The 26,684-nt window shown below is 68.0% G+C and carries 27 protein-coding genes and 1 pseudogene; 17 read left to right on the plus strand and 11 right to left on the minus strand.

The genetic code is table 11. The features are described from left to right. Positions 1-75: 75 nt before the first annotated feature. Positions 76-471, plus strand: a complete 396-nt coding sequence (locus ACFU6I_RS08495) for a hypothetical protein (RefSeq protein WP_384363036.1) — start codon at positions 76-78, stop codon at positions 469-471. A gap of 208 nt (positions 472-679) precedes the next feature. On the opposite strand, the gene ACFU6I_RS08500 is transcribed toward ACFU6I_RS08495, so the two are convergent. Further along, positions 680-1,135, minus strand: coding sequence for a DUF6228 family protein (locus ACFU6I_RS08500; RefSeq protein ID WP_384363038.1), 456 nt, complete (start codon positions 1,133-1,135; stop codon positions 680-682). A 285-nt stretch (positions 1,136-1,420) separates the two neighbouring features. Between ACFU6I_RS08500 and ACFU6I_RS08505 the strand changes: the two genes are divergently transcribed. From ACFU6I_RS08505 to ACFU6I_RS08535, 7 genes are all read left to right on the plus strand, one after another. After that, a complete protein-coding gene (locus ACFU6I_RS08505) occupies positions 1,421-2,800 on the plus strand; it encodes a dsDNA nuclease domain-containing protein (RefSeq protein WP_384363040.1) in 1,380 nt (459 codons plus the stop codon). After that, entirely contained in the window at positions 2,797-3,369 is a 573-nt protein-coding gene (locus ACFU6I_RS08510) for a hypothetical protein (RefSeq protein WP_384363042.1), read from the plus strand. Before ACFU6I_RS08505 ends, ACFU6I_RS08510 begins: the two co-directional genes overlap by 4 nt. Before the next feature lies 1 nt (position 3,370). After that, entirely contained in the window at positions 3,371-5,308 is a 1,938-nt protein-coding gene (locus ACFU6I_RS08515; RefSeq protein WP_384363044.1) for an AAA family ATPase, read from the plus strand. Between the two features lie 166 nt (positions 5,309-5,474). Beyond that, entirely contained in the window at positions 5,475-6,164 is a 690-nt protein-coding gene (locus tag ACFU6I_RS08520) for a hypothetical protein (RefSeq protein WP_384363046.1), read from the plus strand. Between the two features lie 126 nt (positions 6,165-6,290). Further along, entirely contained in the window at positions 6,291-7,235 is a 945-nt protein-coding gene (locus ACFU6I_RS08525) for a reverse transcriptase family protein (RefSeq protein ID WP_384363048.1), read from the plus strand. A 76-nt stretch (positions 7,236-7,311) separates the two neighbouring features. After that, entirely contained in the window at positions 7,312-8,433 is a 1,122-nt protein-coding gene (locus tag ACFU6I_RS08530) for an IS630 family transposase (RefSeq protein WP_384363050.1), read from the plus strand. Between the two features lie 111 nt (positions 8,434-8,544). Beyond that, positions 8,545-9,510, plus strand: a complete 966-nt coding sequence (locus ACFU6I_RS08535; RefSeq protein ID WP_384363052.1) for a WGR domain-containing protein — start codon at positions 8,545-8,547, stop codon at positions 9,508-9,510. Between the two features lie 197 nt (positions 9,511-9,707). Here ACFU6I_RS08535 and ACFU6I_RS08540 read toward each other — a convergent pair. After that, a pseudogene (locus ACFU6I_RS08540) lies at positions 9,708-9,830 on the minus strand (NTP pyrophosphohydrolase); the annotation flags it as partial. Positions 9,831-10,041: 211 nt separating this feature from the next. Here ACFU6I_RS08540 and ACFU6I_RS08545 point away from each other — a divergent pair. The 3 genes from ACFU6I_RS08545 (at position 10,042) to ACFU6I_RS08555 (ending at position 11,573) form a co-directional block, all read left to right on the plus strand. Then, positions 10,042-10,482 carry a helix-turn-helix domain-containing protein gene (locus ACFU6I_RS08545; protein WP_384363054.1) on the plus strand — a complete coding sequence of 147 codons (441 nt, stop codon included), beginning with the start codon at positions 10,042-10,044 and terminating at the stop codon, positions 10,480-10,482. A gap of 27 nt (positions 10,483-10,509) precedes the next feature. Next, a complete protein-coding gene (locus ACFU6I_RS08550) occupies positions 10,510-11,124 on the plus strand; it encodes a hypothetical protein (RefSeq protein WP_384363056.1) in 615 nt (204 codons plus the stop codon). A 113-nt stretch (positions 11,125-11,237) separates the two neighbouring features. After that, positions 11,238-11,573, plus strand: a complete 336-nt coding sequence (locus tag ACFU6I_RS08555) for a DUF2516 family protein (protein ID WP_266983191.1) — start codon at positions 11,238-11,240, stop codon at positions 11,571-11,573. On the opposite strand, the gene ACFU6I_RS08560 is transcribed toward ACFU6I_RS08555, so the two are convergent. The 3 genes from ACFU6I_RS08560 to ACFU6I_RS08570 all read right to left on the minus strand — a co-directional run bounded on the left by ACFU6I_RS08560 (position 11,555) and on the right by ACFU6I_RS08570 (position 15,264). Next, a complete protein-coding gene (locus ACFU6I_RS08560; protein WP_384363058.1) occupies positions 11,555-12,895 on the minus strand; it encodes a PP2C family protein-serine/threonine phosphatase in 1,341 nt (446 codons plus the stop codon). The genes ACFU6I_RS08555 and ACFU6I_RS08560 overlap by 19 nt on opposite strands. 303 nt (positions 12,896-13,198) lie before the next feature. Continuing rightward, positions 13,199-14,260, minus strand: a complete 1,062-nt coding sequence (locus ACFU6I_RS08565) for a C40 family peptidase (protein ID WP_384363060.1) — start codon at positions 14,258-14,260, stop codon at positions 13,199-13,201. A 218-nt stretch (positions 14,261-14,478) separates the two neighbouring features. Beyond that, on the minus strand, positions 14,479-15,264 hold the full coding sequence (locus tag ACFU6I_RS08570; protein WP_384363062.1) for a class I SAM-dependent methyltransferase: 786 nt from the start codon (positions 15,262-15,264) through the stop codon (positions 14,479-14,481). A gap of 193 nt (positions 15,265-15,457) precedes the next feature. Here ACFU6I_RS08570 and mshA point away from each other — a divergent pair, with 193 nt between their 5' ends. The 3 genes from mshA to ACFU6I_RS08585 all read left to right on the plus strand — a co-directional run bounded on the left by mshA (position 15,458) and on the right by ACFU6I_RS08585 (position 19,218). Further along, on the plus strand, positions 15,458-16,810 hold the full coding sequence (gene mshA, locus ACFU6I_RS08575) for a D-inositol-3-phosphate glycosyltransferase (protein WP_384363064.1): 1,353 nt from the start codon (positions 15,458-15,460) through the stop codon (positions 16,808-16,810). Positions 16,811-16,888: 78 nt separating this feature from the next. Further along, positions 16,889-17,398: a YbjN domain-containing protein gene (locus tag ACFU6I_RS08580; protein ID WP_384363066.1), complete on the plus strand. Its 510-nt coding sequence runs from the start codon at positions 16,889-16,891 to the stop codon at positions 17,396-17,398. A gap of 119 nt (positions 17,399-17,517) precedes the next feature. Further along, complete coding sequence (locus ACFU6I_RS08585) at positions 17,518-19,218, plus strand: glycosyl hydrolase family 28-related protein (protein ID WP_384363068.1); 1,701 nt, start codon at positions 17,518-17,520, stop codon at positions 19,216-19,218. A gap of 35 nt (positions 19,219-19,253) precedes the next feature. Here the strand turns inward: ACFU6I_RS08585 and ACFU6I_RS08590 are convergent, their stop codons facing one another. Next, on the minus strand, positions 19,254-20,246 hold the full coding sequence (locus ACFU6I_RS08590) for a phosphotransferase family protein (RefSeq protein ID WP_384363070.1): 993 nt from the start codon (positions 20,244-20,246) through the stop codon (positions 19,254-19,256). A 102-nt stretch (positions 20,247-20,348) separates the two neighbouring features. Between ACFU6I_RS08590 and ACFU6I_RS08595 the strand changes: the two genes are divergently transcribed. After that, complete coding sequence (locus ACFU6I_RS08595) at positions 20,349-21,137, plus strand: hypothetical protein (protein WP_384363072.1); 789 nt, start codon at positions 20,349-20,351, stop codon at positions 21,135-21,137. A 10-nt stretch (positions 21,138-21,147) separates the two neighbouring features. Here the strand turns inward: ACFU6I_RS08595 and ACFU6I_RS08600 are convergent, their stop codons facing one another. The 4 genes from ACFU6I_RS08600 to ACFU6I_RS08615 form a co-directional block, all read right to left on the minus strand. Then, positions 21,148-21,390 carry a hypothetical protein gene (locus ACFU6I_RS08600; RefSeq protein ID WP_384363074.1) on the minus strand — a complete coding sequence of 81 codons (243 nt, stop codon included), beginning with the start codon at positions 21,388-21,390 and terminating at the stop codon, positions 21,148-21,150. Beyond that, the gene (locus ACFU6I_RS08605) at positions 21,387-21,635 is read right to left on the minus strand and encodes a hypothetical protein (protein ID WP_345512371.1); all 249 of its coding nucleotides are present in this window, start codon (positions 21,633-21,635) and stop codon (positions 21,387-21,389) included. The genes ACFU6I_RS08600 and ACFU6I_RS08605 overlap by 4 nt, the downstream gene beginning before the upstream one ends. Positions 21,636-21,695: 60 nt before the next feature. Then, positions 21,696-22,487 carry a hypothetical protein gene (locus ACFU6I_RS08610; protein WP_384363076.1) on the minus strand — a complete coding sequence of 264 codons (792 nt, stop codon included), beginning with the start codon at positions 22,485-22,487 and terminating at the stop codon, positions 21,696-21,698. A gap of 493 nt (positions 22,488-22,980) precedes the next feature. Beyond that, positions 22,981-23,742 (minus strand): phosphoglyceromutase, encoded by a 762-nt coding sequence (locus ACFU6I_RS08615; protein ID WP_384363078.1) that lies wholly within the window; start codon positions 23,740-23,742, stop codon positions 22,981-22,983. A gap of 206 nt (positions 23,743-23,948) precedes the next feature. Between ACFU6I_RS08615 and ACFU6I_RS08620 the strand changes: the two genes are divergently transcribed. Further along, positions 23,949-25,256: an MDR family MFS transporter gene (locus ACFU6I_RS08620; protein ID WP_384363080.1), complete on the plus strand. Its 1,308-nt coding sequence runs from the start codon at positions 23,949-23,951 to the stop codon at positions 25,254-25,256. A gap of 48 nt (positions 25,257-25,304) precedes the next feature. On the opposite strand, the gene ACFU6I_RS08625 is transcribed toward ACFU6I_RS08620, so the two are convergent. Next, positions 25,305-25,838 carry a cytosine permease gene (locus ACFU6I_RS08625; RefSeq protein ID WP_384363082.1) on the minus strand — a complete coding sequence of 178 codons (534 nt, stop codon included), beginning with the start codon at positions 25,836-25,838 and terminating at the stop codon, positions 25,305-25,307. Between ACFU6I_RS08625 and ACFU6I_RS08630 the strand changes: the two genes are divergently transcribed. After that, positions 25,785-26,636 carry an APC family permease gene (locus tag ACFU6I_RS08630; protein WP_384363088.1) on the plus strand — a complete coding sequence of 284 codons (852 nt, stop codon included), beginning with the start codon at positions 25,785-25,787 and terminating at the stop codon, positions 26,634-26,636. The two genes, ACFU6I_RS08625 and ACFU6I_RS08630, sit on opposite strands and share 54 nt — an antisense overlap. Positions 26,637-26,684: the final 48 nt, after the last annotated feature.

Consider the following 26,684-nt stretch of genomic DNA (forward strand, 5'->3'; position numbering starts at 1 on the left):
GTCACCCACTACGGATACGCGCAGGTCCGCGGCCTGGAGTCGAAGGCCTTCGCTCACCTGACCAAGGTCACCAAGATGAACGGTGTGACCGCCCTGCGCCACATCGACTCCGCATTCGCGCTTTGGCGCAGGCGCTCTGCCACCACCTGGAAGCTCGACCTGAGCATCCTCACTGACGTCGGCGTCACCATCAAGCGACCGCCCAGGGTGGCCGAGCGGCCCGGGGTCGCCTCGGCCACGCTCGCTGCCGAACACAGCGTCCCGGGGTCTGCTCCCATCCGCGAGGACGCGGGGGAGATCGTGGCGCGGATCGCCATCGAACGTGGCATCGCCCTGCCCACCTCCTCCGCCGAAAGTCCCCGGTCATCGCCTCCCCCAACGGCCCGTACGGCCGTGACGCCCGGCCCGCACGAGGAATCTCCCTCGCTACTGCGGCGTCTCTCGGCGTGGTCGCTGACGCCTTCGCGGTAGAAGATCCACCGGTAGGCGGTCAGTACGGCATCGAACTGGGTATGGCTCTCCGGCTCGACCGCCACGAGCCGGGCCGCTGCGGTCAGGAACTCCTCGGGCGTACTGGTGATGGAGGCCGCAGTGAGCACGACTTTTGCCTGATGATCTTCAAGGGTGCAACCAAGCCCACCCGGAACCCGCTAGCGTCCAGGTGATGCGCATGTCGGTGTCACTGGTGCTCCTCGGCGAGGAAGGCCCGGACATCGGCCGCGAGGGAAGTCATCTGCTCGCCGGCCTCCAGCCAGGTGGTCACCGAGGCGCCCCAGCCGCCTGCGGCCTGCGTCCACGGCCGCAAGGCCCAGGTCAGCCCGACATAGCCACCGGACCGGAAGGCCGCCGACACCGTAAGGTCACGGTCGTTGGTCTGCCAGCTCCGTTCGCCGTCCCATCCCTGGTAGTCGGTGGCGAGCTCTTCCAGGAACGCGGTGAGGTCGTTGTCCCAGATCCAGGCGACGACCTCGTCGACGCGAGCGGTCAGGCCGGGAGCGCGCAGTTCGACGGCATAGTGCACGGAGTCTGCGTCGAAGCTGAACCGGTCGCAGAACGTCACGCCGACGAACGCGTTGTCCTGGCAGCGGATGGTCACACTGGCCTCATCGTCAGTGCAGACGTCTGGTGTGGTCATGGGCGGAACGCTAGGTCAGCAGCCCGTTCAACGTCATTTGGATTCGCTGTCGGTGGGATGGAGAGCGGCTTCGGTGACCGCACGAACGCGCTCCATGGAGATGCCAGTGTGAGCGCCCGGCGCCCTCTGGCGAGGTAGCCGCAAGAAACCTGATCAGGCGTCAAATTGCGACGGACTGTTACGCAGTGGTACTGGAGTGTGATACGGGTAGGGACCTTCTATTCAGATGTCGGGATAGAAGTGGCGGGGGACGTGCCCTAGCGCGGGGCCGGATCGGGGGCGTAGATGGACGATGCGGCAGGCGTGGGCGTCGGGGCTGAAGGTGTCAGAGCGCCCGCTGAGCCGGATGGGCCGGACGGTTCAGGGCACGCACTCTTCGAACTGACCCCGGAGGAAGACAGCGGCTCGGACACGTTGGGCCGTTACCGGTACCAGGCGGAGGTAGCCGCACGAGAGTGTCTCGCCATGCTCACCGAGGAAGCAATTGACTTCGTCGTCTGCGAGTGGCACGAGGACTTCGTCGTGGCGTGGGCCGATGGGTCAGTAGAACTGGTATCGGTCAAGCATCGCGAAGAGAATCAGGGCACCTGGTCGCTTACGGAGTTGTGCAAGAGCGGCGGCCTGACCCATCTCTTTGACCGCTGGTGCGCATGCGAGTGTGCCGCCAATGTCCGACTCAGACTGGCGACGAACGCGGCGCTGAGTCCGATCAAGGGTAATGCCGGCACACTGGCTCGGATGTGCGGCCCGGAGCCAGAGCTCACGGATGGGCTGCCCTCTATGGCGGAGACAATCGCCCGCCAGATGCTCAAAGTCCGTTGGAAACAGCCCTATCCCAACGTGCCGGAAACACCCCAGGTGAGCAAGCTCGCTGACATTCAGGTGCCAACGGGGTTCGTGGAGAGGGTTCTTCGTTTCCTCGCAGTCCTGGAGATCTCCTGCGATCCGCCCCAGCGCGCACACATCACCGACGTCAACATCCAACGGCTTCTGGTACCTGCCGTCGAGCAACTGCAGCTGGCGCATGTCGACCTTGAGAGCACCTACCGGGCCGTCGTGGACCGGATCGAGCGTGCCAACCGTGATGAGAGCGACCGCAGCCAACTTGCTGTCTACATCGCCGACCCGAGCCGTGTCCGTCACAGTACGCGGATGCAGCAGCGCATCGGCCGGCGTAGCATCACCCGCGAGATCGTCCGCCAGGCGATCGCGTACACGACGGTTCAGCTGCCCACGTTTCCCCGAGGTCAGACGCCCGTGCTGGCACCGGGAGGGGCAAAGCTCGGCCGCAAGCTGCGCCGAGGCCTGGTTCCCTTGGACGAGGCGGCGTTCGCCGAACGGCTCCGCTCCGCGTGGTACACGACCTGGTCCGAGCGCCGCTCCGGCCTGGCCGGGGATGAAACGGACCTTTTGAACCTGTCCATGGACGTGCTGGAGATAGCCTTCGAGTGCCGACGCCATGCGCGCGCTCAGGTCGCCGAGGGCAGCGAGTTCGGCAACAGGATGAACGACCTGCTGGCCGAGAAACTGAAGGTCGACGCTCTGCCGTCGCCGCCGCCGTTCTTGCTCAGCAACCTGCATTTGCGAGGGCTGGCCTACCAGTTGTGCGACGAGTGCCTCTTCTTCTTCTCCGAGAATTTCAACACGGATGAGGAGGCCTCATGACCCATAGCGCCGACTTCGAGACCGCCGTAGTGCGCATGCGGACTCAGAGGCGGCAGGCAGAGCAGCGAGAGGTCCACTACCACGAGGCGCGCATCCTCCTGCTCATCTCGCAGTTCACCACCCCCAAAGGGGGGCTCGACGGCCTGACCAAGCTCGCCAAACTCGACTTTCTGCTGCGCTATCCAGCGATGCTGGAACGTCTCCTGCCTGCTGGCGAGGCGTCGTGGCCGGCAGGAACCGCCCCCACACCACCCGAGCGCCTCGCGGTCGAAAGCCGTATGACCCGCTACAAGTACGGGCCCTGGGACCAGCGCTACTACAGCGTCCTCGGCTCACTCGCCGCCCGCGGCCTGATCGTCTACAGCAACAGCGCCAGAGCCGAATTTCGCGCCACGCCGCAAGGCGCCTCCGCCGCGGCCTCTCTTGCCGCAACGCCGGAATGGGCCGTTGTCGCCAGCCGCATCAAGCTGCTTAAGCGGCATTTCAACAAGTCAGGATCGGCCTTGAAAAACCTCATCTACGACCGTCTGCCCGACGCCGTCGACCGGCCCTGGCGGACGGAGATCTGACATGGCCGTCCACCTGCGCATCGTCGCTTTGACCGTCACGACCGCCGAGGCGGAACGGACCTACCGCTTCGACCGTCCGGCCACCGTGATCACCGGCCCCATCGGCACTGGCAAGTCCAGTCTGCTGATGCTCTTCAAGCACGCCCTCGGCGGCAGCGCCATGCTCACCCCGGCGGTCCGCGATCACGTCCTGTCGGTCCAGGCCGAGATCGTGGCCGGCGACGAACGTGTCGTCCTTAGGCGGACTATTGAGGGAGACACCGCTGACACCGTGGATCTCCTCGATCCACACTCCCTCGCTCTGGAACGCACCCTGCCTCTGCGGGCCTCGGAAGGCGTCACCACGCTCTCCGACCACCTCTTGGACGCGCTCGGCTTCCCGCGCGAGCAGATCGCCGCACGGCGAGAAGGAGCAGCGCGGCCGCAGAACCTCACCTTCAACGACCTATACGCCTACGTTTACCTCCAAGCACGCGAGATCGACCGCCAGGTCGTCGGTCACCTGGACAGCTGGTTTGAGACCAAGCGCAGAGAGCTCTTCCGCCTGATGTTCGGGCTCACCGACAGTGCGCTCATGGAGCTCAAGCGCACCAGGAACCAGCTCTTGGACACACTGAAGGCCAGAACCGCCGAGCACGACAACGTCAGCTCCTTCCTGACAGCCTCTGACCCCCGTAGCGACGACGAACTGCGGGCCGAACTCACTCAGCTGCGCGACACCCTGGAGCGGGCATCGTCCGCCCTGGCCAGCCTCCGCACCGAACTTGAGGAACAGACCGCTGCCGACACCGCGCTGCGTGACGAGCTACAGAGCGCCGTCCGCGCCGCCCGGCAGACCGAAGAAGAAGTGTCCGCGGCCGCCGACCTAGTGGAGGCGCGGCATGCCGTCGTCGCTCAGGTACAGCTCGACCTCTCCCGTCTCGCACGGTCGGTCACGGCCATCGACCAGCTCTCCCCCTTCGAGTTCGTCGTCTGCCCGCGGTGCATGCAGTCGCTGGCGGCCCGGGCCGTCGAGGATGGTCACTGCCTCGTCTGTCTCCAACTTGACCCAGTTGAGGCCGACGTCGACCCGGCTGCCATCGAAGAGACACGCACGGCCCTGCAGCAGCAGCTTGAGGACGCACAGCGCATCCAGCAGTCGGATGAGGCGCACCTGCAGACCATCCAGGAGCGGTCGCAGCAACTCAGCTTCGCCGTCACCAGCCTGCGCCGAGAGCTCGACGCCCAGACCCGTGATGCGGTCGCCCCGCGCTTCGACGCCATCGCCGAGGCCAGCTCCCGCGTCGCTTCGCTCAAGGCCAGCATTGATGCCATCACCCAACTGCGCGAATCCTGGGCACGGGTGCGCACCATCGACGCGGACATCCGCTCGCTTAAGGCCGAGCGACGGCAGGTCAACAAGGACATCAAGGAGAAGTCCGAGCAGCTCAAGGCCAGCCAGACTCTGCTCGGTGACCTCAGCACCGAGTTCAGCCAACTGCTCACCAGCTGGAACCTGCCCTGGGTCGACACGGCCGTCATCGACCGCGACACCTACCTGCCGGTGGTCAACGGACGGCCCTTCGAGTCCCTGCAGGCCTCCGGCGGGGGCATCGCCACCTCCGTCAACCTTGCCTACAGCCTCACGCTCCTTGCCTTCGGACTCGACCACTCCAACGTCCTCGTTCCATCGCTCCTCGTGATCGATTCACCGCGCAAGGCCTTCGGCAACAACGCCTCTGACCGGCAACGCGCGGCCGAGATCTACAGCCGCTTCAGGACGCTGGCTGACGCATATGGCGAACGCTTGCAACTGATCATCGCCGACAATGACCCCCCGCCCATCAACAGCGACTCCTTCGGCAAGGTGGAGTTCGACTACGAGAGCCCCATGGTGCCCGGTGTAGATCATCCCGGACCTGATCAGGTCACTCGCATCGAAAGCCAATCGGATAGCTAGAGGTTGTCTCGTATGGGTGAGCGTTATCCGGGGAGAGCCAGATTGTGAAGCCGGGAAACCCCGAGCATGGCCTGGTGAACACCATTGTCCTTCTAGCTTGGTGGCGCGGATGGCTTAACGGTGTTGCGGGATGCCTCATGAAAGGCTATTTATGGTGAAGTTATTTATGGACGAGTCGGGAAACGGAAACGCTTCTCAGTCATTGATTGTAGGTGCGGTTGAACTCGGTGACGATGCAGAAGACATCGAGGAAAGAATCCAGGATCTGTACAAACGCCTGGTCGCGCGGCGCAGCTTGACTGGATTTGGCAGCTTCGAAGATTTTCGCAAGGATGGTTTTCACAGCTCGAACGATCCGACAGAGATCTCCGTCCCATTTCGAGAGCTTATGCGGACTGCCTTCTTCAGGGTGTACATGGTCGTCACTGATCGAACGAGCTTCCCCCGCAAGGCCGAACCCGAGCTAATCGAGTTCATGTATGTAAGGTTGTTGGGTGATTTGTTGATTCGGCATCGCCATGAACCCGAGTTTCTTTGCTACATAGAACAGAGCGAAGAAATGGCATCGATCATTCGTCGACTTCCCGATGCCGTCGTCAGACGGGCCCGCAAAAAGGCCGGTAGAGATGCCTCGTTGCCACGGCCGAATATCTCAATGGTTGCTAAGCGTGATTACATGTCTACGGCCATCATTGACTATGTTATGGCAGACGTGGCCAGATGGCTCCAAAAGGACCGCACCACGAACCCGAAAGATTTCGCTTATAGAGCATTTCGTGAGATTGAACCGTCCATTTCCATGCTCTATTCGTTCGAGCTTGGTCGCATTTCTAGTCGAAAGGACCCTCTTCATTGATGTGTGATATAGTCCCGCGCGAGGTAGGGCCGCGGTCAACGTTGTGCGCGAGTTCGCGTGCGTTGCCTGATAGCCCTTGCACGGGAGTGTGGCCCTACCTCGTGACGCGCCACCGCAGGAGGTCCAGTGCCCTTCTCAGTTGATCAGCTGGCTGAGCAAGCTGGCTTATCGCTTGAAAATCTAGAATGGCTATCCGCGCACCTGCCTGCGGGTGAAGGGCTCTTCTACGTCCAGCGAAGGCACCGCAAGAAGCACGGCGGAATACGAGAAGTAGTCGAGCTGAAGTCGCCATTCAACGCCATTAGCAAGAACTTGCATCGGAGCTTTACGAGCCGGTTCTCGTACAAGGCGCCCAACCATGTTCACGGATTTGTTCGCGGGCGCTCCACGATCAGTAATGCCAGTCAGCACCTTGCGAAGAGGTGTGTATTGCGCATGGATCTTGAGGATTTCTTTCCGTCCATTGGTGCCGCAACAATAAGGGCTTCATTGCGAGAGCAAGGCTACGAAGAGAAAGCTGCGGAGCTTGCTGTCAGTCTCGTTACTATCGGCGGCAAGCTGCCAATCGGGCTTAGCACGTCGCCCCTCTTGTCCAATTTGTCTTTCCTGAGCACGGACCACTCCCTTGCCGAGTATGCGCGGTCGGAGGGCCTGTCGTTTACGCGCTATGTGGACGATCTCACTTTTTCTGGCGACGTCACTGACCGCCACTCAGTGGATATCGCTCGCATTCTTGATGAAGCTGGCTGGTCGGTAAATACGCGCAAGACCACTTTCATGCGGCGCGGTGGTCCGCAATATGTTACCGGTTTGTATGTCGGAGAATCGGATGGGCCGCGGATTCCGCGCAGTCTAAAGCGTAAGATGCGGTGGATTTCGCACGTGATATCGAAATTCGGATACGACGTCTATATGACAGAGTTTGGCGGCGAGGCCGAGGGGATGTATCCGCGTCGACTGTTGGGCTGGGCGTGCTATATCGCCGCAGTCGAGCCAGACGTGGGTTACCCACTACTGCGAGCTTTCGATGGACTGGTTCTAGAGGGGGATGAAGAGGATCTAGTGCTCTGACCGCATACGTTCACCGGGTTGCTGGTCGAGGCGGTTGGATGTGTGGTGACGTCCGATCCGAACCGCTGGGGGTGTGGTGGCCGAGCCTGTCCGTGTGCGCAGGTTGACCGACCAGGAGGGGCAGAAGCTGCAGCAGATCGTGCGGCGGGGCAGCACCAGCTCGGTGCGCTACCGGCGCGCGATGATGTTGCTGGCGTCTGCCGGCGGGAACCGGGTGCCGGTGATCGCGCAGCTGGTGCGGGCCGACGAGGACACCGTCCGCGACGTGATCCACCGGTTCAATGAGATCGGCCTGGCCTGCCTGGACCCTCGGTGGGCGGGAGGCCGCCCCCGCCTACTCAGTCCTGACGACGAGGACTTCGTTGTCCAGACGGCCACCACCCGCCCGACCAAGCTCGGCCAGCCTTTCACCCGCTGGTCCATCCGCAAACTTGCCGCCTACCTGCGGAAGGTACACGACCGGGTCATTCGCATCGGCCGGGAAGCCTTACGCGGCCTGCTCGCCCGCCGAGGCGTTACCTTCCAGCGCACCAAGACCTGGAAGGAGTCCCCGGACCCCGACCGCGACACGAAACTGGATCGGATCGAGGAGGCCCTGGACCGCTTCCCCGACCGAGTGTTCGCCTTCGACGAGTTCGGCCCTCTGGGTATACGGCCCACGATGGGCTCGGGCTGGGCCGCCGCCGGACACCCCGAGCGGCATCCCGCCACCTACCACCGCACTCACGGGATCCGGTACTTCCACGGCTGCTACTCGGTCGGTGACGACACCCTGTGGGGCGTCAACCGCCGCAAGAAGGGCGCCGCGAACACGCTGGCCGCGCTGAAGTCGATCCGGGCCGCCCGCCCCGACGGAGCCCCGATCTACGTGATCTTGGACAACCTGTCCGCCCATAAGGGCGAGACGATCCGCCGCTGGGCGAAGAAGCACCGGGTCGAGCTGTGCTTCACCCCGACCTACGCGTCCTGGGCCAACCCGATCGAGGCCCACTTCGGGCCGCTGCGGCAGTTCACCATCGCCAACTCCAACCACCGCAACCACACCGTCCAGACCCGGGCCCTGCACGCCTACCTGCGATGGCGCAACAAGAACGCCCGCCACCCCGACGTCCTGGCCGCTCAACGCCGCGAACGTGCGCGTGTCCGCAGTGAGAAAGGCATCCGCTGGGGCGGACGACCAGTCGCTGCGGCGGCGTGAACGACGCCGGGAGTGGGGACCACCGGCCCGGTCACCGGATAGCGTGTCGGCCGGAGGACGGCCCGGGGTTGCACGGCGCCACTCCCCTGTTCACATGCGCTGGAGGAACTGTTGACGGGCTGGCGGCGATTCGAGCTCCTGCAGGGGGCTAAGACCGAGTACCGGGAGATTCGCCAGGAAGGCATCCGCTGCTTCCTCCGCTGGGGCACGATAGGCACCAGCGGCAAGGCGAGCACGTCGACGCTGGACGACGAACAGCATGCCAGCCGCCACGCTTCCCGCAAGATCAACGAATGGCTCCGCAAGGGCTTCGCCGAGGTCGAGCGGCCGTTTGACGTCGCCGAACTTGACCAGCAGACGCCCGTCCTCGACGTGATCAAGTCAAGCACCCGGCCGCATGCCCCGGTCCCCGAGTATCTGCCAATAGATGGCTTTGACGAGACGTACCACCGCAGCCATGCCCCGGATCACCCGATGGGATTCCACGAGTACTTCGTGCTGCGAGACCAGGGACGCAGCGCCGTTCGCTTCACCGTGCGCGGACAGTGCCATGACCCCGCGGCCGTGTCGTCCTTTCTGGCCGTCCTCGGCGCCGGGCGCGACCTGCCCTTCGACGGGCAATCCCACCACAAGGTGCCGCTGTCAATGCCGGTGGGACCCTTCAGTCACGCCTTGTTTTGCGCGCCGGCACTCGGGCAAGCCTGCATCGCGTATCCAGCCATCGCCGCTCGCGTCGCGACAGCCTTCCCAATCTTCGACTGCGAGATCGGCGACGCGGATCCGGAAGTCCTCGTCGACGCGCGAATCCGCGGCCACGGTGCACTGCCCTACAGCGACTGGAGCCGTCAGCCACAGCCGGTCGTCGACCTCAGGTTCGATGTCCAGCCGTCCAACTACCGCCGGACGCAGACCTTCAAGGTCTTCAGATCCGCAGACCTCAAGGCGCTCTTGGACGTGCTCCCGACTGCGGCATCCCAGAGTTGGCTGGAGGTCCGCTCCTTCCGAGGCGAGACCAGGCGTTTCACACCCGAGACCGCCACACCATTCTCCGAAGTCACCTCCTTCCTCCACGGCTGAGCCCGCCTGGAGCCTCGTCCGCGAGCGCACACGACGCAGCTCCGGCATGCCTCATCAAAGACAGGGCCGACCCGGTGAACGTATGCGGTCAGAGCACTAGACGGGTACCACGAGGATCTAAACGACCTGCCCTAAAGCGTGTTGCGCAACGGGGATCACGCTCAGATCCGGCCACCCGCGACCAGATCAACTGCCGGCCTGTGTACCGTCACGGCGACCCGGTGCAGCCGCCCCTCCCGTATGGCCTCCCGGCGGCTGGCCGCCCCCAGCACGCGATCTTGACCATCGACACGCTCCACCAGTTCATCCACGACGCACACCCTGGCAGAGCCCACCGACAACGCCGCTTCTCGGCGACTCGCGGAGGCCGTCCCCAAAGCACCTGCACCAGGGAGCCGCACGCGGACGACGGCAGGTGTCGTGCAAATACGACACCTATCGTGCTCGGTCACAATGGGGCCGCACGTGGTGCGGAACACTTTTGCAAGCGCGCGCTTGCAAAAGTTAGCAGCGGTGGCGCACTATCGAGTCATGGCATCACTCAACGTCGGCAATCTCGGTGAGTACCTGCGCGAGCAGCGTCGCAATGCACAGCTGTCGCTGCGGCAGCTCGCCGATGCCGCCGGTGTGTCCAATCCGTATCTCAGCCAGATCGAACGCGGGCTGCGCAAGCCGAGCGCCGAGGTGCTGCAGCAGGTCGCCAAGGCCCTGCGGATCTCCGCCGAGACCCTTTACGTACGGGCCGGGATTCTGGACGAGCGGGAGCGGGAGGAGCTGGAGACCCGGGCGGTCATCCTGGCCGATCCCTCGATAAACGAGCGGCAGAAGAACGTGCTGCTGCAGATCTACGACTCCTTCCGCAAGGAGAACGGGTTCGAGACCGTCCCGGGGGACCCCGGTGACGAATCCGGCCTCAGCGTGGACGGCACGGATGCCGATACAGCTTCAAAGCCTTCACCACCCTCACACTGAGTCTGATGATCCGGGAGGACCACAGTCATGGCCATCACCGATGACCTGCGCAAGACCCTCACCGACCCGACCCCCCTCTACTTCGCCGCCGGTACGGCGGACCTCGCCGTAGAGCAGGCCCGGAAGGTTCCGGCCCTGATCGAGCAGTTGCGTGCCGAGGCGCCCGAGCGCATCGAGGCCGTGCGCAACACGGACCCCAAGGCCGTGCAGGAGAAGGTGACCACGCAGGCCAGGGAGGCGCAGGCCACCGTGCAGGCCAAGGTCTCCGAGGTGCTCGGGTCGCTCGACACCGATCTGAAGAAGCTCGGCGAGTCGGCCCAGGACCTGGCGCTGCGCAGCCTGGGAGTGGCCGCGGAGTACGCGGTACGGGCCCGGGAGACGTACGAGAAGGTCGCCGAGCGCGGCGAGCAGACGGTGCGGACGTGGCGCGGCGAGACCGCCGAGGAGATCGTCGAGATCGCCGTCGTCGTCGAGCCGCGGCGGGAGTCCCAGCCCAAGCCGAAGCCGAAGACGGAGCCCGCGGCCAAGAGCGAGCCGAAGACCGCTCCCAAGGCGGCGACCCGCACGTCGCCCACGCCCGCCAAGAAGGCGCCCGCGCGCAAGCCCGTGGCGAAGAAGACCACGCCGCCGACCGCCAAGTAGCACTGCGGACGGTGTGTACCGGGGCTCGGGGCGGGCACCTTTCGGGGTGGCCGGCTCGTTGTCCCGGTACCTTGGCCGCGAGGCGCTCATCCACTTATTAGGCGGTGCACACCATGTTGCTCACAGGATTCAGCACGCTCGTCTGGCTGCTTTACATGATCATGCTCGTCCTGGCCGTGGTCGCACTGTTCCTGGCCGCGACGGCCCGCGAGGACGCGTACCGCGCCGCGGACAAGCAGAAGAAGTCCTTCTGGCTGATCATTCTCGGCATCACCGTTGCCGTGAACCTCTTCGTGCCGATGCTGTTCCTGCAGCTCGCGGGCGCGGTCGCGTCGATCGTCTTCATGGTCGACGTACGACCCGCGCTCAAGGCGGTCTCCGGCGGCGGTGGCCGGCGCGGCGGTTCCAGCAGCGACGGGCCGTACGGGCCCTACAACGGCGGGCGCTGAGCGTTCGCCGGTGACGGCGCCGATCCGGGGCGGGGGCGGGGGAGCGACCTGCTCCGGCTCCGGCCCCGGTTGCCGCTCCGGTCGCGGTCGAGCAGCAGGACCGCCACGTCGTCGGTCAGTTCACCGCCGTTCAGCTCCCGGACCTCGGCCACGGCGGCTTCCAGCAGTGCCTCTCCGGTGAGCCCCTCCGCCAGTTGACGGTTGATCATCGAGACCATGCCGTCCTGGCCGAGCCGCTGCGTCTCGTTCGCCCCGACGCGGCCTTCGATCAGACCGTCCGTGTACATCATCAGGCTCCAGGAGCCACCCAGTTCGACCTGTTTGCGCGGCCAGCGGGCACGCGGCAGCAGTCCAAGGGCCGGGCCGCCGTTCTCGTACGGGAGCAGCTGTGCCGCTCGTCCGTGGCGGGCGATCAGCGGCGCGGGGTGGCCCGCCAGGCAGAGACCGGCGCGGCGCCCGTCGGCAGAGATGTCGACGGTGCAGAGCGTCGCGAAGATCTCCTCGCTCTCCCGCTCGTGCTCCAGGACCTGCTGGAGCGTGGAGAGCAGCTCGTCCCCGCAGAGGCCCGCGAGCGTCAATGCCCGCCATGCTATGCGCAGTTCGACACCGAGCGCCGCCTCGTCCGGGCCGTGGCCGCAGACGTCGCCGATCATCGCGTGAACGGTGCCGTCGGGCGTACGCACCGTGTCGTAGAAGTCCCCGCCGAGCAGCGCGCGGCTGCGTCCTGGGCGGTAGCGGGCGGCGAAGCGGAGGTCGGAGCCCTGGAGGAGGGGGGTGGGCAGCAGCCCGCGTTCCAGCCGGGCGTTCTCCTGGGCGCGCAGTGTCGACTCGGTGAGCTGGTGCTGCGCCACGTCGGCGCGCTTGCGTTCGACCGCGTAGCGGATGGCGCGGGTGAGCAGCCGTCCGTCGAGCTCTCCGCGGAAGAGATAGTCCTGGGCGCCGACGCGCACCGCCTCGGCGGCCAGCTCGGTGTCGTCCTCCGCGGTCAGCGCGAGGACGGCGTGGCGCGGCGCGATGCGCAGGACATGCTTGAGGGTGGCGAGCTCGGCAGGCCCCTCGGCGCCCTCGCCGGTGCGTGTCTCGCTGCCGGGTGGCAGAGCCAGGTCCAGCAGGATGCAGTCGACGTCGTCCGTGAGGAGCCGGGCCGCCTCGGTCAGGTTGCGGGCGGTGCGGATGCGCACCCGGGTGCCGGCAGCGGCCGGGAGCTCGGGGACGGTGAAGGTGCCCGCAGGGTCGTCCTCGATCACCAGGAGGGTGAGGTCGGCGACGTGGGTGGTTTCCACAGCGGGAACGGCTCGCTGCTGCGGTACGGGTACGGGCATCGGTTCGGTTTCCTTCCCTCCCCCCGAGGGCGCGGCGGAACGACGATCGACGACCCGCCAGACCGGGACGATAGCGGTACCGGACAGGCGAACGGAATGGCGCACGGCCACCGACCCCTGGCATATGCGGAGCCATAAGCCGCGTCCCGTCACGGATCCGGCGCGATGTGCCCGCCCGGGGCCGGGTAGGGGGTCATGACAAACATCACCCTGTGGCGGGGCCGGGGGTGGCGTGGCTCACGGCGCGGGCGCGTGGTTGCGTGGTCCGGGTCGCTGGACGGGGGGTGGCCGGTGCGGGGGCCCTCACTTGTCCGGGCGGACCACCCCGAGGATCTCCATCGAGCCCGCGCCCGCCAGCGTGACATTCCGGCCCGGGCGCGGTGCGTGCACGATCGCGCCGTCGCCGATGTACATCCCCACGTGGCTCGCGTCACCGTGGTAGATGATCAGGTCGCCGGGGCGCATGTCCTTGATCGCGATGTGCGGGAGCTGTCGCCACTGTTCCTGCGAGGTGCGCGGGATCGGACGTCCCGCCGCCGCCCACGCCTGGGACGTCAGCCCGGAGCAGTCGTACGACCCCGGGCCTTCGGCCCCCCATACGTACGGCTTGCCGATCTGCGACGTCGCGAAGGCCACCGCCTTCTTGCCGCGCTCGCTCGCCTCGCGGTTGATCTCCTTGAGGGCGCCGGAGCCGAGCCAGGCGGTCTGTGCCCGGTACTCCGCCTCCTGCTCCAGCTCGAGGAGGCGGGCCCGCTCCTCCTTCTCCAGCTGTGATTCCAGCTTCTTCGCGGCGGCGATCTGCGCGTTGATCTGCTTCTTGGCCTTGGCCTGCTTGATCCGGTTGGCCTCGAGCTTCTTCCAGTTGGTGCTCGCGTCCTTGGTGTACATCTCCAGGTCCGCCTGGGTCCTGGTCAGTTCGCCGAGAACCCCCTTGGCCGCCTGCTGGCCCTGCCAGACCCGGTTCATGCCGTCCATGAACATCTGCGGGTCGTTGCTGAGCATCAGTTGCGCGCCCGGCGGCAGCCCTCCGGTCCGGTACTGCTCGCGGGCCTGGGCGCCCGCCTTGCTCTTGAGGTCGGCGATCTTCGCCTGTCCCTCGACGATCGCCTTCGCCAGTTCGACGATCTCGCCGGACTGCTTCTGGGTCTGCTCCTCGGCGAGGTTGTACGCATCGGTGGCCGTACCGGCCTTGAGGTAGAGGGCTTCTATCTCCTTGCGCACCTCTTCGAGGCTCTTCTTCGGCGCCGCGGGGGAGGCGGTGGGGGGAGGTGGTGCGGGCGCCGCGAATGCCTGGGTCGGCGCGGTCAGTACGGTCAGCGTGCAGACCAGTGTGATCGCGGCAGCGGCACAGTGGCGTCGGTTCACGAGCTCCCCCTCCGAACGGATCTGATTAACCGTCAGTAACTTTTCGTGACGTCGAGATCGTGCCATGCCCTACCGAAAAGCAACAGAGGCATACAGGCCCTGTCCTGACGGGCACTCGGGTCACACGGGTCATGCCGGTCGTGCAGGGATCGCTCCCCCTCGTCTGGGACGAACGACGCCCCGTCCGCGTTCCCGGGCGCCCCTCGGAGCACTCCTGTTCAGGGCCTGTCGGGTTCGGGCCGCAGCGCCGCCCATTTCACCGTGACTTCGCCCTGCCGCCACCGCCGTACCCCGTCCGTCAGCGGCCAGTCGCCCGAGAGCGAACGCACCGCGGTGATCCAGCGCTGCCGCGCGCCCAGGGAGGCGTACGGCGCCGCCGCGGCCCACGCCCGGTCGAAGTCGCGCAGGAATGCGTGGACGGGCTCGCCCGGCACATTGCGGTGGATCAGTGCCTTGGGGAGTCGTTCCGCGAGATCGGAGGGGCGGTCCAGGGAGCCGAGGCGGGTCGCGAACGTGACCGTGCGCGGGCCCTCCGGGCCGAGCGCCACCCACACATGGCGGCGCCCGATCTCGTCGCAGGTGCCCTCCACCAGCAGCCCGTCGGGTGCGAGCCGGGCGCAGAGCCTCTGCCAGACCGCGGCGACCTCGCCCTCCTCGTACTGGCGCAGCACGTTCGCCGCCCGGATGAGGGTGGGGCGGCCGGCCAGCGGGATCTCGAAGCCGCCGTGGACGAAGGTGAGCCCCTCCTCCTCGTACGGTTTCGCCGCCGCGACCCGCTCCGGGTCGATCTCGATGCCGACGACCGCCGTGCGCGGTTCGGCGGTGCGCAGGCGGTGCAGCAGTTCCACGGCGGTCCAGGGCGCGGCCCCGTACCCGAGGTCGACGGCGACGGGGGCGTCGGAGCGGCGCAGGGCCGGGCCGTGCGTGGCGGCGATCCAGCGGTCCATGCGGCGGAGCCGGTTCGGGTTGGTGGTCCCGCGGGTCGCGGTGCCGATGGGGCGCATGACAGCGAGCCTAACGACCCCCGGGGCGGCGACCTGCAGGACTGTCGCGTCCGGGCGGGGGCGGTGACTCGCCGTGGCCGAGCGTAATGATTTGGTAAAGCGGAAATGAAAGGACGTATTCCGCTGTTCCAGCCTTTCGAAGGGGCTCCGTGTCCCTTCGGCGTCATGCCCCGAGCGAGGAGGACCGGACGACGTGAGCCAGTACGTCTCTCGGCTCGGCAGCGGCCGTATGGCGCCGCGCCTCAGGTTCCCCGGCACCTTTTCCGGCAGCCATCGCAAACCCCGCCGGGTCGCGATGCTCTCCGTCCACACGTCCCCGCTGCACCAGCCGGGCACGGGCGACGCGGGCGGCATGAACGTCTACATCGTGGAGCTGGCCAATCGGCTCGCCGCGATCGGCATCGAGGTGGAGATCTTCACCCGGGCCACCACGGGCGCACTGCCCCCGGCGGTCGAGCTGTCGCCCGGCGTCCTGGTCCGGCATGTCGACGCGGGACCCTATGAAGGCCTGGCCAAGGAGGACCTGCCCGCCCAGCTCTGCGCCTTCACGCACGGCGTGATGCAGGCCTGGGCCGGCCAGCGGCCCGGCTACTACGACCTGGTCCACTCCCACTACTGGCTCTCCGGCCATGTCGGCTGGCTCGCCGCGCAGCGCTGGGGCGTTCCCCTCGTCCACGCCATGCACACCATGGCGAAGGTGAAGAACGCCGCGCTCGCCGAGGGCGACACCCCCGAGCCGGCCGCCCGGGTCATCGGTGAGACGCAGATCGTCAGTGCTGCGAACCGGCTGATCGCGAACACCGCGGAGGAGGCGGACGAGCTCGTCCGCTTCTACGAGGCCGATCCGGCGGCGGTCGCCGTTGTCCACCCCGGGGTCAACCTCGACCGCTTTCGCCCCGCCGACGGGCGCGTCGCCGCCCGGGCCCGCCTCGGACTGCCGCAGGACGCCCTCATCCCGCTCTTCGCGGGTCGCATACAGCCGCTGAAGGCCCCCGATGTGCTGCTGCGCGCGGTGGCCGCACTGCTGGACCGGAACCCCTCGCTCCGTTCCCGGATCGTCGTTCCGGTGGTCGGCGGCCCCAGCGGCAGCGGGCTCGCCAAGCCGGAGGGGCTGCAGAAACTGGCGGCGCGGCTGGGGATCGCCGATGTTGTGCGGTTCCACCCGCCGGTCGGCCAGGACCAGCTCGCCGACTGGTTCCGGGCGGCATCCGTGCTGGTCATGCCCTCGTACAGCGAGTCCTTCGGCCTGGTCGCCATCGAGGCGCAGGCGGCGGGCACCCCCGTCGTCGCGGCGGCCGTGGGCGGGCTGCCGGTGGCGGTACGGGACGGGGCGAGCGGCTTCCTGATCCCCGGGCACGACCCGGAGGCGTACGCACAGGCGCTGGCCCGGTTCGCCGAGTCGCCGGAGCTCGTCGCCCGGATGGGCGGGGCGGCGGCCGCGCATGCGCAGGGCTTCGGCTGGGACACGGCCGCGTCCGCGACCGCGGACGTGTACACGGCGGCGATGCACGAACACCGCCGTCGCGTCCGCATGCACCACGTCTGACGCACCCGCCACCACGGCCTGCGCGCACCCGCGCCGGGGCGACGTACGCCCGCACCCCGCCTCACGTACGCTCACCCCATGGCTGACGTATCCGCCGAAGCGGCAACAGCGCAGGTCATCGAGGCGACGCTGAAGGACGCCGGGCTCGAATGGGAGAGCCCCGACCGCGGTACCTACGTGGTGAAGCTTCCCGGCACCCGCAAGCTGTCCACCACCTGCTCGCTCATCGTCGGCAAGCACTCGCTCTCCCTCAACGCCTTCGTCATCCGCCACCCGGACGAGAACGACGCGGCGGTCCACCGCTGGCTGCTGGAGCGCAACCTCCGCCTCTTCGGCGTGAGTTACGCGATCGACCGGCTCGGCGACATCTATCTCGTCGGCCGGCTGCCGCTCTCGGTGGTCACGCCCGAGGAACTGGACCGGCTGCTCGGCACGGTCCTCGAGGCGGCCGACGGCTCCTTCAACACGCTGCTGGAGCTGGGCTTCGCGAGCGCGATCCGCAAGGAGTACGCGTGGCGGGTGTCGCGCGGCGAGTCCACACGGAACCTGGATGCGTTCACGCATCTGACTCAGCGGCCCGTCAACTGACCTCCCTCGCCTGAAGATCCCCACCGCACAAGTCTTTCGCGGCGCCAGGGGGCCGTGGCATGCTCACCGCCGACGCAGACATGAACGTAGTTCACGTGCATGAAAGGCGGGTCGGTTCGATGGCTTCTGTGGGGAACATCAGCAGGCGAGGACTCCTCGGCAGCGCGGCCGCCGTGGCCGCAGCCGCGGCGACCGGCGCGATCGGCGCGGGCACCGCCCGGGCGGCGGCGCAGAACGCGCGCAGCGGTCACGCCCCGGGCGACGCCTCCCCCCTCTGGCGGGAGTTCACGGCCGCCCCCTTCACCCACGCGCAGATCCCCTTCATCGGCCGGGCCGGATACCGGGGCGGCTCCGAGCTTCCCCGCCGCCGTCACGTCGTCGCCGACGTCCTGGACCACGGCGCCGTACCCGACGGCTCCGCCGACGCCGCCCCCGCGATCAACCGTGCCATCGCCGCTGCCGGAGAGCGTGGCGGTGGCACGGTGCTCATTCCCGCAGGCACGTACCGCATCGACGACCTCATCCGGATCGGCCACAGCAATGTGGTGGTGCGCGGCGCGGGCAGCGGGCGCACCAAGCTGTACGCGACCAGGAATCTCACCGAGCTGATCGGCTTCTACGGCAGCCGCTACGGCGGCGACAAGTCCGGCTGGTCCTGGGCCGGCGGCCTCATCTGGCTCTGCCCGAAGGAACGTTGGGCCTCGCTCACCGACGCGATCAGGGCGAAGGCCTGGCCCTTCGAGGGCTGGACCGGCAACAGGCGCGACGAGTGGCAGACCCTGACGACGGTCGCCCCCGCCCGTCGCGGCGACCGGACGATCACCGTCCGGGACACGACGCGGCTGGGGCGCGGCGACCTCGTCCTGCTCCGCCTCGCCGACGACGCCGACCACACCCTCCTGGAGCACATGGCGGGCGGCGGCCCCGGCCCGGAGGCGTACTACTGGGACGACAAGACCAAGCTGACCTCGTACGTCCCCTACGAGTGGCCCGTCCGCATCACCGCCGTGCACGGAGACCGGGTCACCCTGGAGCGCCCGCTGCCGCTCGACGTCCGCCCCGAGTGGGACCCGCGCCTGACCACGCTCGCCACCCCCCTCACCGGCTCGGGCGTCGAGGGACTCACCCTCGAAGCGGTCGAGACCCCGCAGTCGCCGCACCTTCTGGACAAGGGGTACAACGGGGTCGCGTTCCAGTGCGCGTACGACTGCTGGGCGGACGACATCACCGTCCGCCACGTCGACAACGGCTTCGGGCTGATCGGCGCGTCCGCCTGCACCCTGCGCCGTACGCGGGTCGAGGGGCGCGGCTCCCACCACCCGTACTACTGCCGTGAGGGTTCGCACGACAACCTGATCGAGGACTTCACCATCGCCCGGCGCACCGTCCCGGCGCCCGCGGGGACGCAGCTGCACGGGATCAATGTCGAGGGGCTGTCCAGCCACAACGTCTGGTCGCGCGGCGAGATGGAGATGGGGACCTTCGACTCGCACCGCGGGATGCCGTTCGCCAACGTCCGCACCGACATCACCGTCAACAACAACGGGCGGCACGGTGGCGACGCGAGCGCCGGACCGCTCTTCGGCGCCCGCTTCACGCACTGGAACATCCGCGTCACCAACGGGCGGGCCGGCCTGATGCGGATCGACGGACTCGCCCCGTACAGCGCGACCGTCGGCGTCAGCGAGGTGACGGAGTTCGACCAGATCGACGTACCCGACTTCACCGGCGATCTGCACACGCGCCTGGAGGCGTACGGCACACCGGAAACGGTCTGGCCGCAGAACCTCCACGACGCACAGCGGGCGCTGGCGCACTGACGCCCGTACGCGGAACGCAGGCGCTGCCGGTCACGTCACCCCCGTGACCGCAGCGCCGCCTCCACGTCCTCCAGAGCCGATACGAGCTGCGGGCCGACCTCCGACCACGTCCAGTCCTGTTGCTCCTGCGGAACGCGGCGCGGGACGGTCTCCACCAGCATGATCAGGTAGAGATAGCAGCGGTAGAGGGCGAGCCGCAGCCGCACGGACCCGTCGAACACCAGGCTGCTCCCGTACCCGGCGAGGAAGTCCTCGTCCTCCTCCACGTTCCCGAGCAGGGCGAGCGACACGAGGTCGGCCACCGGATCGCCCCAGAACATCCGCTCCCCGTCGATGACACCGCCGACGGTCCGCGCGCCCGGCTCCCCGTCGACGAGCAGATTGCCCTGCCACAGGTCGAAGTGGACGAGAGCGGGCCGGGTGACGTCGTCGAGGACGGGCGCCGCGGCGGCGAGCAGCGCCCGGATCCGGTCCGTCGGGCGCGGCAGCCGGGCGCGGTACGTGTCCGCGTCGGCGAGGACGGCATCGGTCATCGCGGTGAACGCCGCGCGCCAGGTCGGGGCCAACGGACCCATCGCCCCACCGGGGTAGCCGAAACCGCCGGAGGTACCCGTGACGGCGTGCAACCGCCGGACCAGCCCACCCAACTCCCTTCTGAGCCGGGCCTCTTCACCATGCGTCATGGTCGCGGCGGCCTCGTGCCAGGGCTGCCCGGGGCGGGTCGACATGATCAGGTAAGGACCGGTCGCCGCGCCCGGGTCGAGTGCGCTGTGCACGACTGAGGGGACCGCCGGAATCCCCGCAGCCGTGTAGAACGTGACCTCGTTGGCCAGCAGGCCCCGCTCGTAACTCATCCCCGGGGCAGTGGGCGGCGGCGGTATCTTCACCACCCAGTCCCGGCCGTCGGTGAGCGTGACACGAGTGACGGTGTTGTACGTGCCGCCGGCGAGCGGGAGGCAGGCTGCGATGTCGTCCGCGTCGACGCCGACGGCATTGAGCGCGGTCCGGACGGCTGCTCGGCTCTGCATCGCAGAGAGTTCCTTCACGGGATGATCACAACGCAATCACGATCAAGTGGTGTGCCCTAATTGATTGATCGTCAAACCATAGCTCGCTCATAGGGTTGGGTCATGAGAGCTACTGCCGTACGGCGTAACGCCGTTGCCGCCGCCTGCGCGATGTCCCTGACCCTGCTGGCCACCGCCTGTGGCGGAGACTCCGACTCAGGGAGCAGGGCGGCGGACGGCAAGGGCAAGGGGAGCGCAGCGGCGCAGCCGGCTGCCAAGGCTCTGACCGCCGCCGAGTTGGACAAGGCCGCGCTGGTCCAGGGTGACGTCAAGGGGCACAAGGTCGCCGAGACCGGCAAGGCCGATGTCCTCGCCGCCTCCGACGTCACTGCGGACAAGGAGGCCTGTGAGCCTCTCGCCGACGCACTGATGGGCGCCGAGCTCGGCAAGCCCGCGGCGGTCAGCCGCCGCAAGGTGATCAGCGAGCCCAAGAAGGACCAGAAGGACAAGCTGGACAGCGAGGACGCGGGTGAGGCCTTCGCCGCCGCCTTCGACATCACGACGACGCTGACGTCCCTCGCCTCGTACGACGGCAAGGGCGCCCAGGACGCCGTCGAGAGCCTGCGTACCGCGGCGACCGCGTGCTCCGGCGGCTTCACCCTCACCGCGGCCGGGACGAAGCAGAAGGTCGTCACGATCAAGGAGGAGAAGATCTCGGGCGGCGAGGAGGCCGCCGCCTGGACGCTGACGGTGGAACAGGACGGCGACAAGTCCCCGCTCAAGCTGGTCGTCGCACGCCAGGGCGCCACGGTCGCGTCGTTCAGCGCTCTCAACCTGGCCGCTTCCGGCACGGGTCAGGACTTCGAGCTGCCGACCGCGGTGGTCGACGCGCAGCTCGCGAAGCTCGCCTGAGCGGCGGACGTCAGGGGAGCGGGACGAGCCTCACCACGGTGACGGTGAGGACGGACCCGGAGACGTAATAGAGCACGATGGCCCCGGCGACCGTCGCTTCGCGCCGGTCGTGCTCACTCTTGACGGCGGACGACCCGTGCCCGTACGGGTCGCTCCCCAGCGTGCGCGCCATCTGTTCGCGGAAGGTGTCGCCTTCCCGCATCTTGGCCAGGGTGTCGTCGGCGGGCGGGGCGTAGGAGATACGGAAGCTCAAGCGACGCTCCGCCTCTCGGCCTCGTCCCGCGCCAGCCGGTCCAGGATCCGCTCGGCCTCGGGATCGGGCACGGCCTCCAGCATCCAGTGCCGCATCACGGCCTGGATCTCCTGCACTCCGGCCCCGTTGATGGCGCGGTCGAACTCCTCGCGTCTCTCCTCGGGCAGCGTGGCCCGGATGTCCGGAATGCTGTTGGGCACGTCGACCTCGGTGCCGCCGACAAAGGTCTTCAGTGGCTCGCCCATGACCGTTCTCCCGATCGCTCAACGTGCTGCGCCACACAGTACGTCGGTGGCTACGGGCCGTCATCCGGCGCGCCGCCACCACTTCCTGGAACGAGGTGTCGGGTCGTCAGAAGCCGAAGGGGGCGACGGATCGGGCAGTTCCCGTACGGCGGACCGGATCCGGTCGAAGGTGGCGACCGGATGCCGCGAGCCGTCCGCCGGCAGGATCACGCCGAGGCAGACCAGTCTGAACCGCCGGCCGTCGAGGTGGATCCCGACGAAGACAGGGGCCCCGGCACATCCCACGGGAACGGTGCCGTTCCACCACACCGGCCCGTCGGCGGCTTCCCGGACGACGGTCCCCACCACGACGGCCTGCGGCCGGTCGGTCCGGTCCGGCCCGACATCGTGCCCCAGGACATAGGCGGGAACGGGCTCGTCCCCGATACCGGCGACGTCCTGCTCCTTGGCCGCCAGCCCGTCGGTGATCTCGTCGGTCGCCCATTCCCACCGCTTGCGGCGGGCGAGCGCGTGCAGCGGGGCGGTTGACATCACCGCGACACCGGAGTCACCGAGCGGGATCCACCCGTCCTCGAACGCGAGCAACGCCAGGGCGTTGGCGCTCATGGCCGACTTCGACAGCTCGGGCCGCAGACGCACCTCGGCGATGTCGTACCGGGTCAACGCACGGGCCGTCACCAGATACTGCCGGACGGTCTCCGTGTCCCCCTGCGTGTCGACGAGGTCGTTGAACCAGAATGCCGTCCCGAAGTCCGTTCCACGATGGGCCTGTTGGTACGGCAGAGTGGAGCGGGCGGCGTTGGCGGTTATCGCGTCGATGATCGAATGGTGATCAGCGGTCTGTGCGGACATGAGGCCGGACCCTAGCGGAGCGGATCGGAAGCGGCGCCGGATTTCTTCGTGCGGTCGGCGGGGGCTGTTGGCGTCCGACCGATCGATGGAGATCGGGGGGTGGGCTGATGGGCGCATCGGCATGGAACGCGGAGCCTGCCTCGCACACCCGGAAGCCGGTGACCGAGGAGGAGGCGCTTCGGCTCTTCGGCACGCGAAGGCCCACGCGGAGCGATCTGCCCGGGACCGGCACGCTTCCCTGTGAGCGGTGGCACGGTCGGGCCGTGGTTCTGTTCGACGCCGAGGGCGCGCCGAACGAGATCTGCTTCTGGGGGAGTGTCCGGCGACTGACTTCTCGGCGATGTGGAGTGTCCACGAGGGGCAGGCGCATGTTCGAGGCCGCCGTCCTCGGGAAGGCCCGATCAAGGACCTGACGGTCCAGCGACGGTCCCAGGGCAGCAACAAGCCCCCTACTCGTGGAGAAACCACAGGTAGGGGGCTTGCTTTCGGCGTACTACTTCTTCTTGCCCTGGTTCTTCACGGCCTCGATGGCGGCCTTCGCCGCGTCCGGGTCGAGGTACGTGCCGCCCGGCTTCAGCGGGCGGAAGTCGGCGTCCAGCTCGTAGGCGAGCGGGATGCCGGTCGGGATGTTCAGGCCCGTGATGTCGGCGTCCGAGATGCCGTCGAGGTGCTTGACCAGGCCGCGGAGGCTGTTGCCGTGGGCGGCGACCAGGACCGTGCGGCCGGCCAGCAGGTCTGGGACGATGCCGTCGTACCAGTACGGCAGCATGCGCTCGACGACGTCCTTGAGGCACTCGGTGCGCGGACGCAGCTCGCTCGGGATCGACGCGTAGCGCGGGTCGTCGCTCTGCGAGAACTCGGCGCCGTCCTCGAGGACGGGCGGCGGGGTGTCGTACGAGCGGCGCCAGAGCATGAACTGCTCCTCGCCGAACTCGGCCAGGGTCTGCGCCTTGTCCTTGCCCTGCAGGGCGCCGTAGTGGCGCTCGTTCAGGCGCCAGGAGCGGTGGACCGGGATCCAGTGGCGGTCCGCGGCTTCCAGCGCGAGCTGCGCGGTGCGGATGGCGCGCTTCTGGAGGGAGGTGTGCAGGACATCGGGGAGCAGACCGGCGTCCTTGAGCAGCTCACCGCCGCGGACTGCCTCCTTCTCGCCCTTCTCGGTGAGGTTGACGTCCACCCAACCGGTGAACAGGTTCTTCGCGTTCCATTCGCTCTCGCCGTGGCGGAGGAGGATCAGCTTGTACGGTGCGTCGGCCATGCGTCCGAGCGTAATCGAACCCGTGAGGGCTTCGCGCGGCCGGTCACAGGGCGGACAGGCGTCGGGGGAGTGGCGGGTGGGGCGGCTTCGATTGACGGCAGCCGTCAAACGAGTAGCGGCCCGCAAGCAGAGCTTCGTAATGTGCTCATAGCCATCGGGCCACTTACTGCTCGAACCCGTTCCGTACGTCCCCGGGGGGAACCGTTATGTCTGTCGCCGGTCTCAGACGGGCCGCACGCGAGACCGTGTCCGGTCTCCCCAGGGAGTTCTGGTGGCTGTGGACCAGCACCCTGGTCAACCGCCTCGGGGCGTTCGTCGCCACCTTCATGGCCCTCTACCTGACCCTGGACCGGGGCTACTCCGCTTCGTACGCGGGGCTGGTCGTCGCGCTGCACGGGCTCGGCGGGGTCGTCTCCTCGCTCGGCGCGGGGGTGATGACGGACCGGCTCGGGCGACGGCCCACGATGTTGATCGCGCAGAGTTCGACCGCCGCGTCGGTCGCTCTGCTCGGGTTCATGGTCCATCCGGTCGCGATTGCCGCGGTCGCGTTCCTCGTCGGCATGACGAGCAACGCGTCCCGGCCCGCCGTGCAGGCGATGATGGCCGACATCGTCCGGCCCGAGGACCGGGTGCGGGCCTTCTCGTTGAACTACTGGGCGATCAATCTGGGCTTCGCGGTGTCGTCCGCGGGCGCGGGGTTCATCGCCGAGTACAGCTACCGGGCCGGGTTCATGGCCGAGGCCGCGATGACGCTGTTCTGCGCGGTCGTCGTCTTCCTGAAGGTGCCGGAGTCCCGGCCGGAGCAGACACCGGGAATCGTGAAGAGCGAGGCGACCGCGTCCGAGGTCCGGCTCTCCACCGTGCTGCGCGACGGCCGCTTCATGAGCGTCGTCGGACTGTCCTTCGTGGTCGCGCTGATCTTCCAGCAGGGGTACGTGGGGCTGCCGGTGGCGATGGGTACGGACGGGCTCTCCAGCTCCGACTTCGGCACCGCGATCGCCGTCAACGGTGTGCTGATCGTGGCGCTCCAGATCCCTGCCACCCGCTTCATCCAGCACCGCGACCCACGCCAGCTGCTGGTCGTGTCGTCGCTGCTGGCGGGGTACGGGTTCGGGCTGACCGCGTTCGCCGGGTCGGTCGCCGTGTATGCGCTGACGATCTGTGTCTGGACGGTCGGCGAGATCATCAACGCGCCGGTGCAGAGCAGCCTGGTCGTCCGCCTCTCGCCGGCCCACGGCCGGGGCCGCTACCAGGGCATGTACACGCTGTCGTGGTCGGCGGCCGCGCTGGTCGCTCCGCTGATGTCCGGTCTGGTGATCGACCACTACGGGGCGACGTGGCTGTGGGGGATGTGCGGGGTGCTGGGGACGGTCGCGGCGCTCGGGTACTGGGTGCTCATGCGCGGGCTTCCGGCGGAGGAGAAGGCGACCGAGGCGGTGGCGGTGACGGCTGCGGAGGCCGAGCCGGACGCGGCCTCGGGTGCGCCGCAGGGTGTGGTGGAGCGAGCGGTCTGACCGGGGGCGGGGGCGGGGGCGGGTGCGCGGCCCGCCCCCGCCTGCTCGCTACGCGCTTGTCGCCGGTTCGCGCGGTGCGTTCCGCTGTGCGGATGCCGGTGCCGCTTCGCCCCGGTTCCGGGCCCAGAGGTAGTACGCCGGCGTCGTCACGGCCAGGCCGACGAGCCAGGACAGGTCCGCGCCGCCGAGCGGTGCGACCAGCGGCCCCGTGCAGAGGGACGTGGCGACGAACGGGAGCTGGACGGCGATGCCGATCGCGTACGAGACCAGGGCCACCGGGTTGAAGCGGCCGTAGCGGCCGCCGTCCGGGAGGAAGAGGTCGTCGAGTGCGTAATTGCCGCGATGGACCAGGTAGAAGTCGATCAGGTTGATCGCCGTCCACGGGACAAGGACCACCAGCAGCACCAGCACCAGGTTCACGAACTGCGAGACGAAGTCGCCGGCCAGGCCGACCGCGATCAGCAGTGACGCCGCCAGGACCACGGCGGACACCGCACCGCGGGCTTCCTGGCGCTCGTCCCGGTCCTGCTGTTCGCGTACGTCGGATTCGAGGCGCCCAACGCGGCGGGCGAGGAGATGCACGACCCGCAGCGCGACGTCCCCGCGGCGCTCGACCGGTCCGCCCTGATCGCCGCGGCCTGCTACCTGCTGCCGGTCTTCGCGATCCTCGCCGTCGTCCCGGCCGGGCAGGTCACCGGCATCGGAGGCTTCATGGAGGGCGCCCGGCTGGTCCTCGGGGTGTACGGCTCCGCGAGCGGCGCGGCCCTCACCACGGTTGCCGTCATGTTCGTCTTCGCGCTGCTCACCCAGGGCAGCGCCTGGATGATCGTCAGCGACCGGATGCAGGCGATGGCCGCCGCGGACGGCGGTTTCTTCAGCCGCTCACTGGGCGCCTTCCACCCGAAGCTCGGCACGCCGGTCCGGACGAACCTGCTATCCGGTGTGATCGCGACGCTCTTCATGCTCGTCGCGATGCGGCTGGCCGCGGGGGACGCGGCAGCGGTCTTCGGCGTCGTCCTCACCGTCGCCGTGACCACGCTGCTGCTGTCGTACCTGATGGTCGTCCCGGCCCTGGTGGTGCTGCGGCTGCGGCACACCGACGAACCGCGCCCGTACCGGGTGCCGTTCGGCACGCCCGGGTTCCTGACCAGCGCCGGACTCGTCTACGCCTGGATCCTGGTCGGATCGTGGTCGGCGCTCTTCCCGGGCACGCTGGAGCCGGTGCTCGGCATTCCGTACGACTTCTACGAGGTGTGGGGCGTGTCCAGGCTGTCGTTCGAGGTCTTCACCCTGGGCACGGTGCTGGTGCTGCTGCTGATCGGCGGCGTCGGCCACGCGGTGGCCCGTATCCGCCGCGTCCCGGAGCCCGTCACCGCCTGAAACGGCACTGCCCACGACGCCACCGGACCGGCGCCCCCCGCGGGGCGC

Source organism: Streptomyces sp. NPDC057486, from assembly GCF_042802415.1.
Classification (GTDB): Bacteria; Actinomycetota; Actinomycetes; order Streptomycetales; family Streptomycetaceae; genus Streptomyces; species Streptomyces yanii.

Bases quoted from the DNA above. Each gene is read 5' to 3' on its own strand.
- ACFU6I_RS08605 (WP_345512371.1), bottom strand. From the start codon at position 21,635: ATGGGCGAGCCACTGAAGACCTTTGTCGGCGGCACCGAGGTCGACGTG.
- ACFU6I_RS08580 (WP_384363066.1), top strand. From the start codon at position 16,889: ATGGCTGACGTATCCGCCGAAGCGGCAACAGCGCAGGTCATCGAGGCG.
- ACFU6I_RS08510 (WP_384363042.1), top strand. From the start codon at position 2,797: ATGACCCATAGCGCCGACTTCGAGACCGCCGTAGTGCGCATGCGGACT.
- ACFU6I_RS08550 (WP_384363056.1), top strand. From the start codon at position 10,510: ATGGCCATCACCGATGACCTGCGCAAGACCCTCACCGACCCGACCCCC.
- ACFU6I_RS08620 (WP_384363080.1), top strand. From the start codon at position 23,949: ATGTCTGTCGCCGGTCTCAGACGGGCCGCACGCGAGACCGTGTCCGGT.
- ACFU6I_RS08505 (WP_384363040.1), top strand. From the start codon at position 1,421: ATGGACGATGCGGCAGGCGTGGGCGTCGGGGCTGAAGGTGTCAGAGCG.
- ACFU6I_RS08520 (WP_384363046.1), top strand. From the start codon at position 5,475: ATGGACGAGTCGGGAAACGGAAACGCTTCTCAGTCATTGATTGTAGGT.
- ACFU6I_RS08585 (WP_384363068.1), top strand. From the start codon at position 17,518: ATGGCTTCTGTGGGGAACATCAGCAGGCGAGGACTCCTCGGCAGCGCG.
- ACFU6I_RS08545 (WP_384363054.1), top strand. From the start codon at position 10,042: ATGGCATCACTCAACGTCGGCAATCTCGGTGAGTACCTGCGCGAGCAG.
- ACFU6I_RS08595 (WP_384363072.1), top strand. From the start codon at position 20,349: ATGAGAGCTACTGCCGTACGGCGTAACGCCGTTGCCGCCGCCTGCGCG.
- ACFU6I_RS08495 (WP_384363036.1), top strand. From the start codon at position 76: ATGAACGGTGTGACCGCCCTGCGCCACATCGACTCCGCATTCGCGCTT.
- ACFU6I_RS08610 (WP_384363076.1), bottom strand. From the start codon at position 22,487: ATGTCCGCACAGACCGCTGATCACCATTCGATCATCGACGCGATAACC.
- ACFU6I_RS08555 (WP_266983191.1), top strand. From the start codon at position 11,238: ATGTTGCTCACAGGATTCAGCACGCTCGTCTGGCTGCTTTACATGATC.
- ACFU6I_RS08615 (WP_384363078.1), bottom strand. From the start codon at position 23,742: ATGGCCGACGCACCGTACAAGCTGATCCTCCTCCGCCACGGCGAGAGC.
- ACFU6I_RS08570 (WP_384363062.1), bottom strand. From the start codon at position 15,264: ATGCGCCCCATCGGCACCGCGACCCGCGGGACCACCAACCCGAACCGG.
- ACFU6I_RS08590 (WP_384363070.1), bottom strand. From the start codon at position 20,246: ATGCAGAGCCGAGCAGCCGTCCGGACCGCGCTCAATGCCGTCGGCGTC.
- ACFU6I_RS08560 (WP_384363058.1), bottom strand. From the start codon at position 12,895: ATGCCCGTACCCGTACCGCAGCAGCGAGCCGTTCCCGCTGTGGAAACC.
- ACFU6I_RS08515 (WP_384363044.1), top strand. From the start codon at position 3,371: ATGGCCGTCCACCTGCGCATCGTCGCTTTGACCGTCACGACCGCCGAG.
- ACFU6I_RS08500 (WP_384363038.1), bottom strand. From the start codon at position 1,135: ATGACCACACCAGACGTCTGCACTGACGATGAGGCCAGTGTGACCATC.